Below are 15632 nucleotides of genomic sequence, written 5' to 3'. Positions count from 1 at the left end.
TTTAAAATATCGTTTTCCATACGGAGTTGTTTAAGCTCTTTACGCAATGCGATTAACTCTTGTTCTTGTGGACTGCGATTATCTTTTGTTTTAAATGAGCCGCTTTGGCTTGCTTGCGTTATCCAACGGTCCAAAGCTGATGGTGTCAAATCATATTCGGCAACGATTTCACTACGTGATTTACCATGTTGATAAAGACTGACCATTTGGTGTTTAAAATCATCTGTGAATGTTCGTCTTTTGCGTTTAATCTTATTCATATTTGTTCCTTTTTTAGTTGTGATAAGTTTACCTTACCCCTTAAAAAAGTTGTATGATTTAGTGTAGCCGATCCACCCAAAGCATATAAAAAGAAAACGCCGAAAAAACGCCGTATACCTAAACCTTATTCTTATTTTTAGTGTTAATTTAAAACATAAGCTATAAACGCCCTCTTCCTAAATTTTGTGTATTTTAAAGTTAAAGGTGACGGATGCTCGGTCAATTATTCATTTAATGCAGTTTCAATTACCTGTTTATTCATAAAACCCGTTAATTTACCTAAATCCTCCTGCATTTTTATGCTGTTAGCCAGCTAGCTACCATTCTTCTTAGTTTTTGTTCATCCATTTTAAGTTGTTGCATTAGCTCTAGTATTTGGCTTGTTCTTTTTTAAATTATTTTTAATCTTTTTAGAAAGAAATACCACAACGCTAATTAAAATAAAATTAATAACAAAATCAAAAATGAACGTACCTGCCGATGTTAATATGCTTTTTTTGTAAATGGAAAAAATAAGAAAACTAACTAATGTAATTATCCACGTTATCCTTATTATTGAAAAACATTATATATCATTCGCCCATCCCATTGATTAATTAAAATATATAAATTAAACACGCAATTAACTTAACTTGTTACTTTTTAAAAATTTTTGAAAGATTCCAACGATCAGTAAGGTTAATTGCGATAGATAAAACCTATTATAATATATTTTATTGATCTGTGAAACCGATCATAATACAATAGTCAACCTCTTTAACTTAATCTTTATTTTTACTTTTAATAAATTTTTATGGAGATAAAAATGGAACAGCAAAAAAAGCAACAAGTTACTTATCAATATCATCATTGGTGTGCGGTATTATTTCAATAGTACTTCCGATGGCTGGGTTTAACATAGTTGTCGGGATTATAGCAATAGTGCTAGGCGTGATAGGTAAAAATGATGTAATAAACAATCAAAAAGACGGTTTGGGGTTTGCTAAAGCAGGAATTATTTGCGGAATTATTGGTATTGCTATTTGGCTTTTATTTTTAATTGTTATTGGTAGTACATTACTATCATTTATGCATTAATTAATAAATGTTATAAGAAATTAAAAATGAATTAGTATTCACAAAATAAATAATGCAATGAGAGTAGGGTAATAGAATGAAAAAAATAATTAGTTTTTTTTGTATTAGTATTTTAAGCATGATATTGGTTGGTTGTGGTGATAAAAATACAATTACTTATGACTTAAAAACAGGTAAAGCAACAGCAAGCGGTTTTGATTCTCAGGCTCCAAATTTAAATGGTTTAGGGTATATGGATATTATGAATGAGATTAGCAAAAATTGTAATCTTGATGTTGTGACACTTGCTATGAATTTAAATATTGATGGTAAATATACAACAAAAGTTTGTAAAAACGGCATTACTTACAAATTAATTAATGCTAAGTAAAAAAGAAAGGGGTTAAATAATGAAAAAAATAATTAGTTTTTTTTGTATTAGTGTTTTAAGCATAATGTTGGTTGGTTGTGGTGATGATGAGTTTGTAAAATTTGCTAAAGAAGCAATAAAAGATCAAAAAGAATGGGCTATGCTTTATGATTTTAAAAATAACAAATTCTATCAGTATCATACTTATTCAATTCGTAAAAATCAAGAACCATCTTTTATAATTGATCGTGAATTGAAAAATTGCTCAGTTTCAAAAGAAGAAATAAATAAAGTAATATTATCTGACGATTCAATTAATTTAACTTGTGACTCATACTTTGTTGGTGATTTAAAAGTAAAAGTGAAAATTGTTGGTAAAAAATCATCATATGATCAAAATATTCTTGATAATGATTTTAATTATCTATTTAACTTTAACACTAACAAAGTATATTATAAAATTTCAGGTGATACAGATGAGCAAATGAAAAAAAATGCAGAAAAAACAAAAAGTTCATGTCACTCAAAAGATAAAGAAATTTATGACAATTGCGGTCTCTTTAATTCAAGAGTGAAAATAATTGGTTTATAAGTAATAATAAAAAGAGGGAGTTCCCTATTTTTTATAAAGTTGTTGGGAGTTTTACCTTTTTATTTTGTATATGTTGTATATCATATTCTTCATTAATTTTAAGCTTATTTAATAAATACTCTTTTTCTTTTAAATTACATACTTTAATAATTTCACTTCTGATAAAACAAAAAATCACCTATTTTACAATAAGTTATCTTTAATTTTTTATTTTTATTAAATAACGTAATTATGTTATTTTTTAGAGTATTAATGATGTTAAAAAAGGGTTTTGAAAGGGAAAATGGTCGGCGAGAGAGGATTCGAACCTCCGACCCACTGGTCCCAAACCAGTTGCGCTACCAAGCTGCGCTACTCGCCGTTGGAAGCGCATAATACTGCGCTTCCTAAAAAGTGTCAATACCTACGATAAAAATTTATATCTGCTATGTCCTTATTTCGATAAAGGTGCTGGTGTTTTACCAATTCGTTGATAAAATTCAATGACAAAATCTTCGTAACGTTTATTCGCAACAGCCTCACGAATTTCAGCCATTAAGCGTTGATAATAACGTAAATTGTGGATGGTATTTAAACGTGCACCTAAAATCTCACCGCACTTATCTAAATGATGAAGATATGATTTAGTATAATTTTTGCAAGTATAACAATCACAATGAGGATCAAGCGGAGTAGTGTCGTCTTTATATTTTGCATTACGAATTTTAATCACCCCATTTGTGACAAATAAGTGACCATTACGTGCATTACGGGTTGGCATCACACAGTCAAACATATCAATACCTCGACGTACACCTTCAACTAAATCTTCAGGTTTACCCACGCCCATTAGGTAACGAGGTTTATCGGCTGGTAATTGTGGGCAAGTACCCTCCAAAATGCGATGCATATCAGCTTTAGGCTCTCCAACAGCTAATCCACCAACAGCGTAGCCATCAAAGCCTATTTCGGTCAATCCTTTAATTGAGATATCACGTAATTCTTGATGTATTCCGCCTTGCACAATACCAAAGAGTGCATTTTTGTTGCCTAATTCATCAAAACGCTTTCGGCTACGTTTAGCCCAACGTAAAGACATTTCCATTGATTTTTTGACATAATCCCAATCAGCAGGAAACGGGGCACATTCATCAAAAATCATTACAATATCAGAACCAAGATCATATTGAATTTCCATTGAAACCTCAGGTGATAAGAAAATCGAATCACCATTAATTGGATTACGGAAATAGACACCTTCCTCTTTGATTTTGCGGATATCACCTAAACTAAAGACTTGAAACCCTCCCGAATCGGTCAAAATTGGACCATGCCACTGCATAAAATCATGTAAATCACCATGTTTTCGCATGATTTCTTGTCCAGGCCTTAACCATAAATGGAATGTATTGCCTAGTAATATTTGAGCTCCAGTTGCAGTAACCTCTTCAGGGGTCATACCTTTTACCGTGCCATAAGTACCAACAGGCATAAATGCTGGTGTTTCAACGGTATATTCAACTCCACGACGATCGAATTTCATACGTCCTCGACGAGCAAGCCCATCGGTATTGTCTAGTTCAAATTTCATTTTTTTGTTAACCTCTTGCGACCAAATAAACAGTTTGGCGCAAATTATTGTTATAATACGTCACCGTATCATTAATTTTCTGTGTTAGTTTATCGTGCTAGTCATCAATAAACAATATTTGAAAGGATTTAAGACATTTGAAGCATATTAATTTATTTTTAATATTATGTTTTTCAATTAGTTTATTAGTTGGTTGTCAAAACTTCAATAATGAAGTTGCGCTAATTATTACATCAGACAAAATTAAACATTTATCTGAACAAGACATCGAGGTTATTGGGGCACAAGCGTGTGCTGACTCAGATAAGCGATCTGTTATTGCTAATGAAAGTAGTTGGCTTACCCAAAAACTTGAAAAACTAACTTCAACGTTGCCTAAAAAGATTAATGATATTGAAGTAAATTACAAAGTTTATTTAAATACTGATCCTAATGCATGGGCAACTGCTAATGGTTGTATTCGCATAAACAGTGGGTTAATAAAATTATTAAATGATAATGAATTACAGGCAGTTTTAGCTCATGAACAAGCTCATATTGCGCTTAAGCATGCTATAAAATCATTTAAACTAGCCCCTTATGTTGGGATAACTAATAAAGAGGTAGTAGTTCTTATTAAAGAAGAGATTGCTCAACAATATGAGTTTGAAGCCGATCATTATGCCTTAGAATTATTAATGAGCAGTAATATTAACCCTATCGGGCTTGTAACTATGTTAAAAAAAATGCCGATTCATTCAGAAACAAAAACATCGCATCCATCAAATACAAAACGTATTGATCGTATTTTAGATAAATTAGGCAATAAATAAGTATTTATATAGATAAGCTTAATATTGCCAATAAAGTTTGAACCTAGCTAAATTACATTGGCTATTTATTTGATATTTTTTAATATTTATTACTTTCCGCTGTAATAAACATAGCATCACCATAACTAAAAAATCGATAGTTTTCTTTAACAGCATGTTGGTAAGCTTTCATGGTGTTTTCGTAACCAGCAAAGGCAGAAACAAGCATAATCAAAGTTGATTCAGGTAAATGAAAATTAGTTATGAGTGAATCAATGACCTTAAATTGATACCCCGGATAAATAAAAATTTGGGTATCGGCAAAAAAAGAGGCTATTTTTCCTGTTTTTTGTGCTGCACTTTCTAAAGCTCGAACAGAAGTTGTTCCCACAGCGATAACTTTTTTGTTTCGTGCTTTACATGCTAACACCGCTTCCACAACAGTTTCTGGCACTTCAGCATATTCAGAGTGCATAATATGGGTTTCAATGTTTTCAACCCTAACTGGTTGGAATGTTCCTGCTCCAACATGTAGAGTGACAAATGCCATTTCAACGCCTTTCTGTTTTAGTTTTTCTAATAAAGGTTTATCGAAATGAAGACCCGCCGTGGGTGCAGCAACGGCTCCTGGTACTTTACTATACACTGTTTGATAAACTTCACGATCTTGTTCATTATCTGGGCGATCAATATATGGCGGTAATGGAATATGACCTATCTTATTTAAAACACTAAGCACATCGTCAGGAAATTGCAATTCAAATAAAGCATCGTGGCGTGTTAGCATGGTAACCTTAATAGGGTCATTTTCACCTAATATTAGTTCAGTACCTGCTTTGGGTGATTTTGAAGCTCTAATATGCGCTAAGGCTCGGTTATTATCTAATATTCTTTCAATTAATATTTCAATTTTTCCACCTGAAGCTTTTTTTCCATATAAGCGAGCAGGAATAACTTTAGTATTGTTGAAAATAAGTAAATCACCCGGATTGATTTTATCGATAATATCAGTAAATACATTATCTTCAACTTTACCTGTATGGCTATCAAGAGATAAAAGTCGGCATGCACTTCTGTTTTTTGAAGGATGTTTGGCAATTAGCTCTTTAGGAAGATAAAAATCAAAATCGGATAGTTGCATAATCGTGTTCCTCAAAAATGAAGCATTAGTCTAAAGCCCTGATATTGTCTAATCAAGCAATTATTTGTTGATTATTATAAAAGTTACGTTAAAATTTCAATTGTCTAAAGAAATTAGGCATTTGACATTTATATTAATATAAGGAAAAGAGTATGAATAAACATCAAAAAACATTGTTAGTTGCACTACCTTTAGTTGCTGCAATGTCACTCGCTGGTTGTAAAAATATGAGCGCAGATGACTTAACTAGTCTTGGCATGAAAAGTTTGCAAGCTGCTACTCTAAGTGATAATGATGTTAAAGCATTAAGTCAACAATCATGCGCTGAAATGGATGCTCAATCAAAAATTGCTCCAGCAAAAAGCGCTTATACTAAACGATTAAATAAAATCGCTAAAACACTTGGTAATAATCTAAACGGAACACCAATTAACTATAAAGTATACATTACAAAAGATGTCAACGCATGGGCAATGGCTAATGGTTGTGTTCGTGTATATAGTGGTTTAATGGATATGATGACTGATAACGAAATTCAAGGTGTTTTAGGTCACGAATTAGGTCACGTAGCTTTAGGTCATAGTAAAAAAGCAATACAAGTTGCTTATGCAACTGAAATAGCACGTGATGCAGCAGCTGCTTCTGGTAATGCAAAAATTGCTTCTTTATCAAAATCTAGCTTAGGTGCGTTAGCATCAGCAGTGATTAATTCTCAATTTTCACAAAAACAAGAACAAGATGCGGATAACTATTCTTTCGATTTCTTAGTTAAGAAAAAAATTAATCCAGTAGGTCTTGCAACTGCATTTGATAAATTAGGTGGCGGTGACGCTTCAATCTTAAGTAGCCATCCATCTTCAACAGATCGTGCTAACAATATTCGTAAAAAAATCGCTGAACTTAAAAAATAAGCACAGTAATTTTTAATCAAAAGCGCTATTAATGGCGCTTTTTTTATTTGTTACCAATAAAATAAAATTAGATAAGATAAGTTAAGTGTAACCATCCCTTAAATAGTTAAATGGTAGTAATGTTTTAAATAAAATTTGAAGACGAAGCTAAGATTTAAAAGTTTCAAGGAGATTATTGATAATACATTGATTGTTAACCATTTCAAATGAAACCAAAATTCCTTCCAAATTAATACCTAGAGTAATCAAAATGTTATCAAAAACATAATAGTAACGCATGTGATCTTCATATATATAATCTTTAAATCTATAATTATGATTAAACTGATTGGTTAACTCAAACGGCTGACCAATTTTAAAGTCAAAACCAAGAAAATCTAAAATTTGATTTGCTTTATCACATAAGAAAGTGTTGTCTATAACTTCATCAATTGATAATGCCTCAACATTATCCGAAATATAAAAAAAGAGAATTTGATAACCACAGACTTTTCCTATTCCTGAAATATCAGCATAACCGAAGTCTTCGATAATACGATACTCATCTAAATTAAAAAAAGATCGATATCAAGTGTGGCGAATCTTGTTATTTGATACATACTGGCTAACTTACTATTAAATTTTTAGTTTTGAATGTTACTGAAAAAAGTTATTAACCCTTTACAAAGTTGCAAGTAATTTTCTTTTTAAAATAATTCGAAGATCATCGCCCACCATAGCAATCGATTCAAATTGAAATTGTGGTGCTAATGAAAGCTTTTGCAGATTTGGCAATATACACATATCTAACGCATTATGACCAAGTAATTTTGGTGCATAATAAATAATTAATTCATCCACTAAATCTTGTTCTATTAGAGCTCCAGCCAGATGAGCACCAGCTTCAACCCAAACCGAATTTATTTGTTTTTCGGCTAATAATGCAAACAATTTAGATAAATCTATTTGTTTACAACTAGATGATTCTATAATTAATTTGGTATTTTGTTTTGCAATAAGGTTATCTTTTTTTCGTACTACCCATGTTTCACCTGGCTGATTGAAAATATTTTCAGTACCTATTAGCTGATCTTGACTGTCAATAATTACACGAATAGGTTGCCGGATTTTTTCTGGTAGGTAGATTTTTTTTATTTCATCAGGTAATTCGTTATATCTAACTGTTAAACTTGCATTATCAGCTTGCACAGTCGCACGAGTACTTAAAATACAGCTTGCTTGAGCTCGGAACTGTTGCACATCTTCTCTTGCCTTATTTGATGTTATCCATTTGCTTTCACCAGATGCCATGGCTATTTTACCATCTAATGAGGCGGCTAGTTTAAGTTGAACATAAGGCAAACCTGTTCGCATGAGTTTTAAAAAGCCTTTATTAATAGCTTCTGCTTGCTCAGTTAAAACGCCAATGGTGACATCTATTCCTGCTTCTTTTAAGCGTTTAATACCATTACCTGCAACATTAGGGTTAGGATCTTGCATCGCAATTACTACACGAATGATGCCAGCTTTAATAAGCGCATCAGCACAAGGAGGTGTTCGACCAAAATGACTACAAGGCTCTAATGTCACATAAGCTGTTGCGCCGATTGCCTCATCACCAGCCATTTTTAGTGCATGAACTTCGGCATGAGGCTCACCAGCTTTTTGGTGATAACCTTTGCCAATTATTTGATCATCTTTAACAATGACACAGCCAACATTAGGATTTGGTGTTGTTGTAAAACGACCAAGCTTAGCCAAATCAATGGCTTGTTGCATATAGAAGTGATCTTTATTGCAAATTGCAGTCATATTGTTGATTATTTTTGTTGTAACTTAGCAATTTCATTACTAAATTGTTCGATATCGTCAAAACTAAAATAAACCGAAGCAAAACGAATATAAGCAATTTTATCTAGATTTTTAAGTTCTTCAATCACATAGTCACCAATTAATTTTGCTGGGACTTCACGTTCACCTGTTGCTCTTAGTTTAGATTTTATACGTGTAATCGCATCTTCAATGGCATCAAAACTCACTGGGCGTTTTTCAAGAGCCCTTTTCATACCATTGCGTAATTTATCTTCATTGAATGGTTCGCGAACTTTATTGCTTTTAATGACATTAGGCATAATTAATTCAGCAACTTCAAATGTAGTAAATCTTTCATTACATTCAACACATTGCCGTCTACGACGGACTTGAAATCCTTCACCGATAAGACGTGAATCAATCACCTTTGTATCATCTGCATTACAAAAAGGACAGTGCATAAATGTATCCTTATGGCAACAAAATAATCATTACAATATCTGAAAATTTTGATTTAAACAAGGGTCTAATTGTTATGACGTTAATTGTTATGACGTTAATCATTATACTAGAAAAATAGGTATGGTTTATTCACCTTAAATGTTAGTTTTATCATTGATAGTATTAAAATATATGATGATGAAGATTCACCAAACATTCAAAAATTAGCCACCTATTTGGTGGCATAAAAAACTTACCAATTTAATTTAATGAGAAAATCTCTTAATTTAGCAAAATCATCAGGCATACAATGAGAAAGCAATGTCATATCAGCTCGCTCTGCTAACTCTTTAGGCAATGGAACTGATTTACCTAAAATATCTTCAACCACTTCTTTAAATTTAGCAGGATGTGCCGTACCTAAAAATAGTCCATATTCACCCTCTTGTAACTGATCACGCAGTGCTCGATAAGCAATTGCACCATGAGGTTCAGATAAGTAACCTTTTTGATCAAGTTCACAAACAGTTTGCTTAGCAACTTCATCCGAAACAGTAGCATGACCGAGTGATTTAAGATCCCATCCCTCACGCTTATAAATCTCTTCGATACGTGGCCAGTTATTTGGTTGGCTTACATCCATTGCATTCGATAATGTTGCAATGGTTGTGTGAGGTTCCCATTTACCGGTTTCTAAATAACGAGGTACTGTATCATTGGCATTCGTTGCGGCAATAAAGCGTTTAATAGGTAATCCCATTGTTTTCGCAAGTAGACCTGCTGTTAAGTCACCAAAATTGCCACTCGGCACAGAAATAACCAGCTGTTCACGTTGGGTTGATGTGAGTTGTGCAAAAGCTTCAAAATAGTAACAGATTTGTGCTAATAATCGGCTAATATTAATTGAGTTAGCGGAGTTTAAACCGATTGTTTTTTTCAAATCTTCATCATCAAATGCTTTTTTAACTAAGGCTTGACACGCATCAAAGTCACTTTGAATAGCAATTGTATGTATATTATCACCTAAAGTACAAAATAACTTTTCTTGTAATGGACTAATTTTACCTTCTGGGTATAAAATCACGACGCGAATATTTGGTAAATGATAAAACGCATGAGCAACGGCCGCACCAGTATCGCCAGAAGTAGCAGTCAAAATAGTAATTTTTTTGTCAGCAGCGACTTGCACTAAAGCTTGCGCCATAAAGCGTCCACCAAAATCTTTAAATGCTAATGTTGGTCCATGATATAGTTCTAATGAACCAATGTCTGCTTCCACAGAAGTTACTGGAGCAGGGAATTGAAATGCATTTTTAACAAGTCTATGCATATCATCACAGCTAATCTCATCACCAATAAAAGCAGATAAGATCTTGGCACTTCGAGTAATAAAATCAAGTTTTAATAACGACTCAATTTCGGATGATGAAAATTTAGGTAATTGTTGAGGAAAGAATAAACCTTGCCCTCTTCCTAATCCTTGTTGAACTGCTTGTGCAAAGCTAACTTGCTGGGAATGATCTTTTAAGTTATATAATTTCATAATATTTTCCGGTTATCTTTATGCTGTAATATTTCACTCTTCGTAATATCAACTTGTTGAATAATAGTTGGCAATTTTGTTATATTTAACTCTACTTTTTATAGTAAACATTAAATAACTCTTGTTCCTTGAGTATCAATTTTACAAATATGAGTAAAACCTTCATCATTTTGCAAATAATATTTTTTAAGTAATAATTCAATTTGCTGAGCTGTTTCAAGTTTATCTGCAATCACAAATATTGTTGGCCCTGAACCTGAAATACCCGATGACAAAGCACCAAGTTGCTTAACCCGTTTTTGAGTTTCATCAAAATTAGGTAATAATTGTTTACGATAAGGCTCAGCAATATTATCAAAAAGCATTGTGGCAGCCAGCTTAGGTTGTTTGGTATAACAAGCATGCAAAAATCCCCCCACATAGCGACCATGTGCTACACAATCAGACCTTTGATATTGAGCAGGTAAAATTGCACGTGCTTCAGCCGTTGATACCTTTATACCTGGATAAGCCATCACCCAATACCAATCATCAAAATGCGGAATCGACTCACTAATAATACCCATCTCATTAAGAATAAGTTGCATCCCACCTAAATAGCATGGCGCAACATTATCATAATGCACACTGCCCGAAATACGACCTTCAAGTTCTCCCATCATGGATAACATTTCAAATTCATTAAAAGGTTTATCAAAAAACTCATTTAATGCAACCAATGCACCAACTACTGAGCACGCACTTGAACCTAAACCAGAGCCAATTGGCATATTTTTTTCAAGAGTCATACTAACAGGTAAAGTTTTACCCATTGCTTGACAAAATCGCTGCCAACATTGAAATACAATATTACATTTTGGATCACGTGGTAGCTTTTTGACAAATTGACCTTTGCTAGTAAGGGAAAATTCGTTAGCAGATTTAACTGTAATACAGTCGCCAAGCATAGCACCACTAATCGGGCTAATTGCTGCGCCCAATATATCAAAACCAACACTAATATTAGCCATTGATGCAGGCGCATAAACAGTTAAAGATTTATGACTCATTTAACCTCCAATTTTACCTGATGTTGTACGTAAAATATCAGCAAAAACACCTGCTGCAGTAACATCATTACCAGCACCATAACCACGTAATACAAGAGGAATAGGTTGATAATAACGAGTATAAAAAGCTAAGGCATTTTCGCCATTTTTGACTTTATAAAGAGGATCTTCGCTATCGACAGCTTCAATTCTAACACTGCATTGATGGTTTTCTATGCTACCCACATAACGTAGAACTTTACCTTCTTTTGCTGCTTGTTCAGATTTTGCTTTAAACTGTGCATCTAACTGCGGTAATTTAGCCATGAAATCATCAATGCTACCTTGTGCATATTCAAGAGGTAATACGGACTCGACATTGATTTGATCCAATTCTAATTGTAAACCTGATTCTCTAGCTAAAATAAGTAACTTTCTAGCTACATCGGTTCCAGATAGATCGTCTCGAGGATCAGGTTCAGTAAAACCTTTCTCTTTAGCCAATTTAGTTGCTTCAGATAGTGACATGCCTTCGTCAAGTTTACCAAATATAAAAGAAAGCGATCCAGATAGAATTCCCGAAAACTTGATTAACTCATCACCTGCATTAAGTAGATTTTGAAGATTTTCAATTACCGGTAACCCAGCCCCTACATTGGTATCATATTGGAATTTACGCTTACTTTTTGCAGCTTCTTGGCGTAAGCGTAAATAGTAGGCCATTGAGCTAGTATTTGCTTTTTTATTTGGTGTAACGACGTGAAAGCCATTAGCTAAAAAATCAGCGTATTTGTCAGATACTTCGCTACTAGAAGTACAATCAACGAGAATCGGATTAAGTAATCGATTAGATTTGGCAAACTCAATAATACTATCTAATGAATATTTAGTATCACTCTGTTTGATTTGATCACGCCAATTACTAAGATCAATACCGTCTCTATTGGTTATGCTGTGTTTAGAATTAAACAAACCACATACTCGCAAATCAATCTGTTTGTTTTTAAGCCATTTCTGTTGACGTCCGATTTGGTCGACAAGCGCACCACCAACCCCACCAACACCAATAACAAAGACATCAAGCATTTTATCAGTACCAAATAACATCTGATGCGCAACACGAACGCCCATTACAGCAACATCATTATCAACTACAACTGAAATTGAGCGTTCAGATGAACCTTGTGCTATAGCAACAATATTAATATTAGCTCTGGCTAATGCTGTAAAGAAATTAGCTGATAAACCACGTAAGGTTCGCATGCCATCACCTACTACAGAGATAATAGCAAGCCTTTCAATCACCTCGATCGGTTCAAGTAATCCATCTTTTAATTCTAAGAAAAATTCATCACTTAAAGCTTCTTCTGCACGATAAAGTTCTGTTTGTGGCACACAAAAACTAATGCTGTATTCAGATGATGATTGAGTAATAAGTACAACTGAAATGCCAGCATAAGACATCGCAGAAAAAACACGTGCCGACATACCAACCATACCTTTTAATCCAGGACCTGAAACATTGATCATTGCCATGTTATTTAAATTGGTAATACCTTTCACAGGTGTGGTTGAGTCAACAATATTAGCACCAATTAATGTGCCTGGCGCATCAGGATTATTTGTATTTTTGATTAAACAAGGAATCTGAAATTGGGCAATAGGTAAAATAGTTCTTGGATGAAGCACTTTTGCTCCAAAATATGAAAGTTCCATCGCCTCTTGATAAGACATTGTTTTTAGTAATTTGGCATCTGGTACAATACGGGGATCACAAGTATAAACTCCATCAACATCGGTCCATATTTCACAGCTATTTGCTCTTAAACAAGCTGCTAATACGGCTGCAGAATAATCAGAACCATTTCGTCCAAGCACAACTAATTCACCTTTTTCATTACCGGCAGTAAAACCAGGCATTAGAATAAAATTGTCTTGTGGAATGTGCATTTCAGCAATTCGATGAGTTGATTCAGGTATATCAACAGTCGATTCTAAATAATCACCTTCTGCAATAAGCATAGCAACAGGATCTATTACCGTGATCGTATGGCCTCTTGCTTTGAGAAGTTCTTGCATAATAGCAATTGATAGCTTTTCTCCACGACAAATAATTGATGCATTGATACTATCAGGACATTGACCGAGTAAACGGATACCCTCAAGTAATTGCTTAACATGATTTAATTCATTAAGAGCAAAATGCTTCATCTCTTCATAAGCAAAATTAGGTTGAGCTTTTGCAAGACCTGCTAATAGATCTGCAAATATCTTTTCAGCATCATAAATGTTACTTTTGATATCTTGCCCAGCAACCGTTTTTTCAACCATGGCTACTAAATGGTTGGTAATTTTAGCAGGTGCCGATAAAACAGTAGCGATTTGCTCTTGTTTAGCATTATTTTCAATAATTTCTGCAACTCGCAAAAAGCGTTCTGCGTTAGCAACAGATGTTCCTCCAAATTTTAAAACTTTCATATCACACCTTACTTATTATCTTAGTTTATGCCCATTACTATCTATAATTATAGTTTTTAGAACTTATTTATAGGTATCAAAAATCTTGTAGTCTTATCATGCTAATTCTATTTTTAATTTTTTGCACAGGTTAACTTCTTTATTTCCATGCAAAATAAAAACCCGCCTTTAGGGGGCGGGTTTTTTAATATTTATTGAAAAAATCAACCCGCCCTAGATCGCATAATAGTACCTAAGGTGCTAATAATTCCTGTCATACTAACTAAAATTATCATGATTTTCCCTAAAAAATATTTAATTAAACTAAAAACAAAACAGCCCAACATTTTCATGTCAGGCTGTAATTTTAAAAAACCTTTTTGCTATTTTCGTATTCATTAACAACTTTATTCAATGCTTGATATATGCACTTTTCATCTTGTTTTTTTAATGCTTCATCTAAAATATTAAGATACGATAACATTAGCTTTTGATTATCTTCGGCAAATTGCGGCGATACTTCTTGATCTTCATATAACATAACATATGTACGAGCAAATCCAAAAATCAGAAAATAAACCGATGCATTTTTTGGATCTTCTTGAATTAGTGCTCTCATTGCCTTTCTTAGCTTTACATAACTATCAGTACCAGGCAAACTTGTCGCAAATGTTTTCGTTACTTCAGAAAATGTCATTGCCATAAACCTCAATCAAAATCACAAGAAGAAAGAATAACAACCCATTAGCATAAGTGCAAGTCTATTTTGTTTGCCAAACAAATTTTTTTAATTTCTACTAAAAATCAACAGAAAAAAATTAATAAAAAAGTTATCTTATTTGGCCTCTTTACAAACAGACAATCCTGCCGATGCTTGTGCAACAGGCATTATTTCAATTGAGTTGACATTAAAATGATTTGGTGTATTAATTAACCAAGAGACAGTATTAGCTATATCTTCGGGAGTAATAAATTCAACACCTTGATAAACCTGTTCGGCCTTCTGGTTATCGCCATGAAAGCGAACATTTGAAAACTCTGTACCACCACATAATCCCGGTTCGATATTAGTAACTCTAACCTTTTTCCCTAATAAATCGGTACGCAGATTAGCACTAAATTGTTTAACAAAAGCTTTAGATGCACCATAAACATTTCCGCCTTTATAAGCATAAGTACCAGCCACAGATCCAAGATTAATAATATAACCAAAATTGCGCTCAACCATTTCTGGTAAAATTTGTCGAGTTAGATTTACTAGCCCAATAATGTTAGTTTCAATCATTGTTTCCCAATCGTTATAATCTGCTTCATAAGCAGGTTCTAAACCTAATGCTAGACCTGCATTATTTATTAAAATATCTATGGGCTTAAATTCATTTGGTAGTTGCAATAAAATAGTATTTACTGCATCTTTGTTAGTTATATCTAATGGTAATGAAAAGAAATTAGCACCTAATTCATCTGCAAGGTTTTGTAGTTTATCTGCACGTCTAGCTACGCCTACAACTTTATAACCATCTGCTATAAGCTTACGGCAGATAGCTTGCCCAAATCCAGAGGATGCACCAGTAACCAAAGCTATATTCATATTAAATCCCCTTATAAACTAAGTTAAAATTGGAGTATATTTCGATAAACGACTATATGCACAAACAAAAAGTAGTAAATAAAAATATA

General features: G+C 33.3%; 15 protein-coding genes and 1 tRNA gene. 5 read left to right on the top strand and 11 right to left on the bottom strand.

Going from position 1 to position 15632, the window contains the following annotated elements:
• Positions 1-260, bottom strand: a 260-nt coding sequence (locus A9G38_RS06095; RefSeq protein WP_065623177.1) for a transposase, incomplete at its 3' end; no start/stop codon positions are given.
• A gap of 784 nt (positions 261-1044) precedes the next feature.
• Between A9G38_RS06095 and A9G38_RS06090 the strand changes: the two genes are divergently transcribed.
• From A9G38_RS06090 to A9G38_RS06080, 3 genes are all read left to right on the top strand, one after another.
• On the top strand, positions 1045-1338 hold the full coding sequence (locus A9G38_RS06090; protein WP_065623175.1) for a DUF4190 domain-containing protein: 294 nt from the start codon (positions 1045-1047) through the stop codon (positions 1336-1338).
• 76 nt (positions 1339-1414) lie between these two features.
• Positions 1415-1708, top strand: a complete 294-nt coding sequence (locus A9G38_RS06085; protein ID WP_034915791.1) for a hypothetical protein — start codon at positions 1415-1417, stop codon at positions 1706-1708.
• A gap of 19 nt (positions 1709-1727) precedes the next feature.
• Positions 1728-2279 (top strand): hypothetical protein, encoded by a 552-nt coding sequence (locus A9G38_RS06080; RefSeq protein ID WP_034915795.1) that lies wholly within the window; start codon positions 1728-1730, stop codon positions 2277-2279.
• A 284-nt stretch (positions 2280-2563) separates the two neighbouring features.
• On the opposite strand, the gene A9G38_RS06075 is transcribed toward A9G38_RS06080, so the two are convergent.
• Positions 2564-2640 (bottom strand) — tRNA-Pro (locus A9G38_RS06075).
• A 72-nt stretch (positions 2641-2712) separates the two neighbouring features.
• Positions 2713-3849 (bottom strand): tRNA guanosine(34) transglycosylase Tgt, encoded by a 1137-nt coding sequence (gene tgt / locus A9G38_RS06070; protein ID WP_034914066.1) that lies wholly within the window; start codon positions 3847-3849, stop codon positions 2713-2715.
• Between the two features lie 137 nt (positions 3850-3986).
• Here tgt and A9G38_RS06065 point away from each other — a divergent pair, with 137 nt between their 5' ends.
• Positions 3987-4661 (top strand): M48 family metalloprotease, encoded by a 675-nt coding sequence (locus tag A9G38_RS06065; protein ID WP_034914069.1) that lies wholly within the window; start codon positions 3987-3989, stop codon positions 4659-4661.
• A gap of 79 nt (positions 4662-4740) precedes the next feature.
• Here the strand turns inward: A9G38_RS06065 and queA are convergent, their stop codons facing one another.
• A complete protein-coding gene (gene queA, locus A9G38_RS06060) occupies positions 4741-5781 on the bottom strand; it encodes a tRNA preQ1(34) S-adenosylmethionine ribosyltransferase-isomerase QueA (RefSeq protein ID WP_034914073.1) in 1041 nt (346 codons plus the stop codon).
• Between the two features lie 152 nt (positions 5782-5933).
• On the opposite strand from queA, the gene A9G38_RS06055 reads away from it, so the two are divergent.
• Positions 5934-6692, top strand: a complete 759-nt coding sequence (locus tag A9G38_RS06055; protein ID WP_034914078.1) for a M48 family metallopeptidase — start codon at positions 5934-5936, stop codon at positions 6690-6692.
• A gap of 660 nt (positions 6693-7352) precedes the next feature.
• Here A9G38_RS06055 and ribD read toward each other — a convergent pair.
• From ribD to A9G38_RS06020, 7 genes are all read right to left on the bottom strand, one after another.
• A complete protein-coding gene (gene ribD / locus A9G38_RS06050; protein ID WP_034914082.1) occupies positions 7353-8483 on the bottom strand; it encodes a bifunctional diaminohydroxyphosphoribosylaminopyrimidine deaminase/5-amino-6-(5-phosphoribosylamino)uracil reductase RibD in 1131 nt (376 codons plus the stop codon).
• Between the two features lie 8 nt (positions 8484-8491).
• On the bottom strand, positions 8492-8944 hold the full coding sequence (nrdR, locus tag A9G38_RS06045) for a transcriptional regulator NrdR (RefSeq protein WP_034914085.1): 453 nt from the start codon (positions 8942-8944) through the stop codon (positions 8492-8494).
• A 233-nt stretch (positions 8945-9177) separates the two neighbouring features.
• On the bottom strand, positions 9178-10467 hold the full coding sequence (gene thrC / locus A9G38_RS06040) for a threonine synthase (protein ID WP_034914088.1): 1290 nt from the start codon (positions 10465-10467) through the stop codon (positions 9178-9180).
• A gap of 110 nt (positions 10468-10577) precedes the next feature.
• Positions 10578-11516, bottom strand: a complete 939-nt coding sequence (gene thrB, locus A9G38_RS06035; protein WP_034914092.1) for a homoserine kinase — start codon at positions 11514-11516, stop codon at positions 10578-10580.
• The gene (gene thrA, locus A9G38_RS06030) at positions 11517-13973 is read right to left on the bottom strand and encodes a bifunctional aspartate kinase/homoserine dehydrogenase I (protein WP_034914097.1); all 2457 of its coding nucleotides are present in this window, start codon (positions 13971-13973) and stop codon (positions 11517-11519) included.
• Positions 13974-14319: 346 nt separating this feature from the next.
• A complete protein-coding gene (locus A9G38_RS06025; RefSeq protein WP_034914101.1) occupies positions 14320-14649 on the bottom strand; it encodes a hypothetical protein in 330 nt (109 codons plus the stop codon).
• Positions 14650-14787: 138 nt separating this feature from the next.
• Entirely contained in the window at positions 14788-15543 is a 756-nt protein-coding gene (locus A9G38_RS06020) for an SDR family oxidoreductase (protein WP_034914106.1), read from the bottom strand.
• Between the last annotated feature and the right edge of the window lie 89 nt (positions 15544-15632).

Origin of the sequence: Gilliamella sp. Imp1-1 (assembly GCF_001690415.1) — a bacterium.
GTDB classification, from domain to species: Bacteria; Pseudomonadota; Gammaproteobacteria; order Enterobacterales; family Orbaceae; genus Gilliamella; species Gilliamella bombi.
This window is presented reverse-complemented; position numbering and strand designations above follow the sequence as displayed.

Coding starts and splice junctions, on each gene's coding strand:
- queA (WP_034914073.1), bottom strand. CDS start 5,781: ATGCAACTATCCGATTTTGATTTTTATCTTCCTAAAGAGCTAATTGCC.
- A9G38_RS06055 (WP_034914078.1), top strand. CDS start 5,934: ATGAATAAACATCAAAAAACATTGTTAGTTGCACTACCTTTAGTTGCT.
- thrB (WP_034914092.1), bottom strand. CDS start 11,516: ATGAGTCATAAATCTTTAACTGTTTATGCGCCTGCATCAATGGCTAAT.
- tgt (WP_034914066.1), bottom strand. CDS start 3,849: ATGAAATTTGAACTAGACAATACCGATGGGCTTGCTCGTCGAGGACGT.
- A9G38_RS06085 (WP_034915791.1), top strand. CDS start 1,415: ATGAAAAAAATAATTAGTTTTTTTTGTATTAGTATTTTAAGCATGATA.
- thrC (WP_034914088.1), bottom strand. CDS start 10,467: ATGAAATTATATAACTTAAAAGATCATTCCCAGCAAGTTAGCTTTGCA.
- A9G38_RS06025 (WP_034914101.1), bottom strand. CDS start 14,649: ATGACATTTTCTGAAGTAACGAAAACATTTGCGACAAGTTTGCCTGGT.
- thrA (WP_034914097.1), bottom strand. CDS start 13,973: ATGAAAGTTTTAAAATTTGGAGGAACATCTGTTGCTAACGCAGAACGC.
- A9G38_RS06080 (WP_034915795.1), top strand. CDS start 1,728: ATGAAAAAAATAATTAGTTTTTTTTGTATTAGTGTTTTAAGCATAATG.
- ribD (WP_034914082.1), bottom strand. CDS start 8,483: ATGACTGCAATTTGCAATAAAGATCACTTCTATATGCAACAAGCCATT.
- nrdR (WP_034914085.1), bottom strand. CDS start 8,944: ATGCACTGTCCTTTTTGTAATGCAGATGATACAAAGGTGATTGATTCA.
- A9G38_RS06020 (WP_034914106.1), bottom strand. CDS start 15,543: ATGAATATAGCTTTGGTTACTGGTGCATCCTCTGGATTTGGGCAAGCT.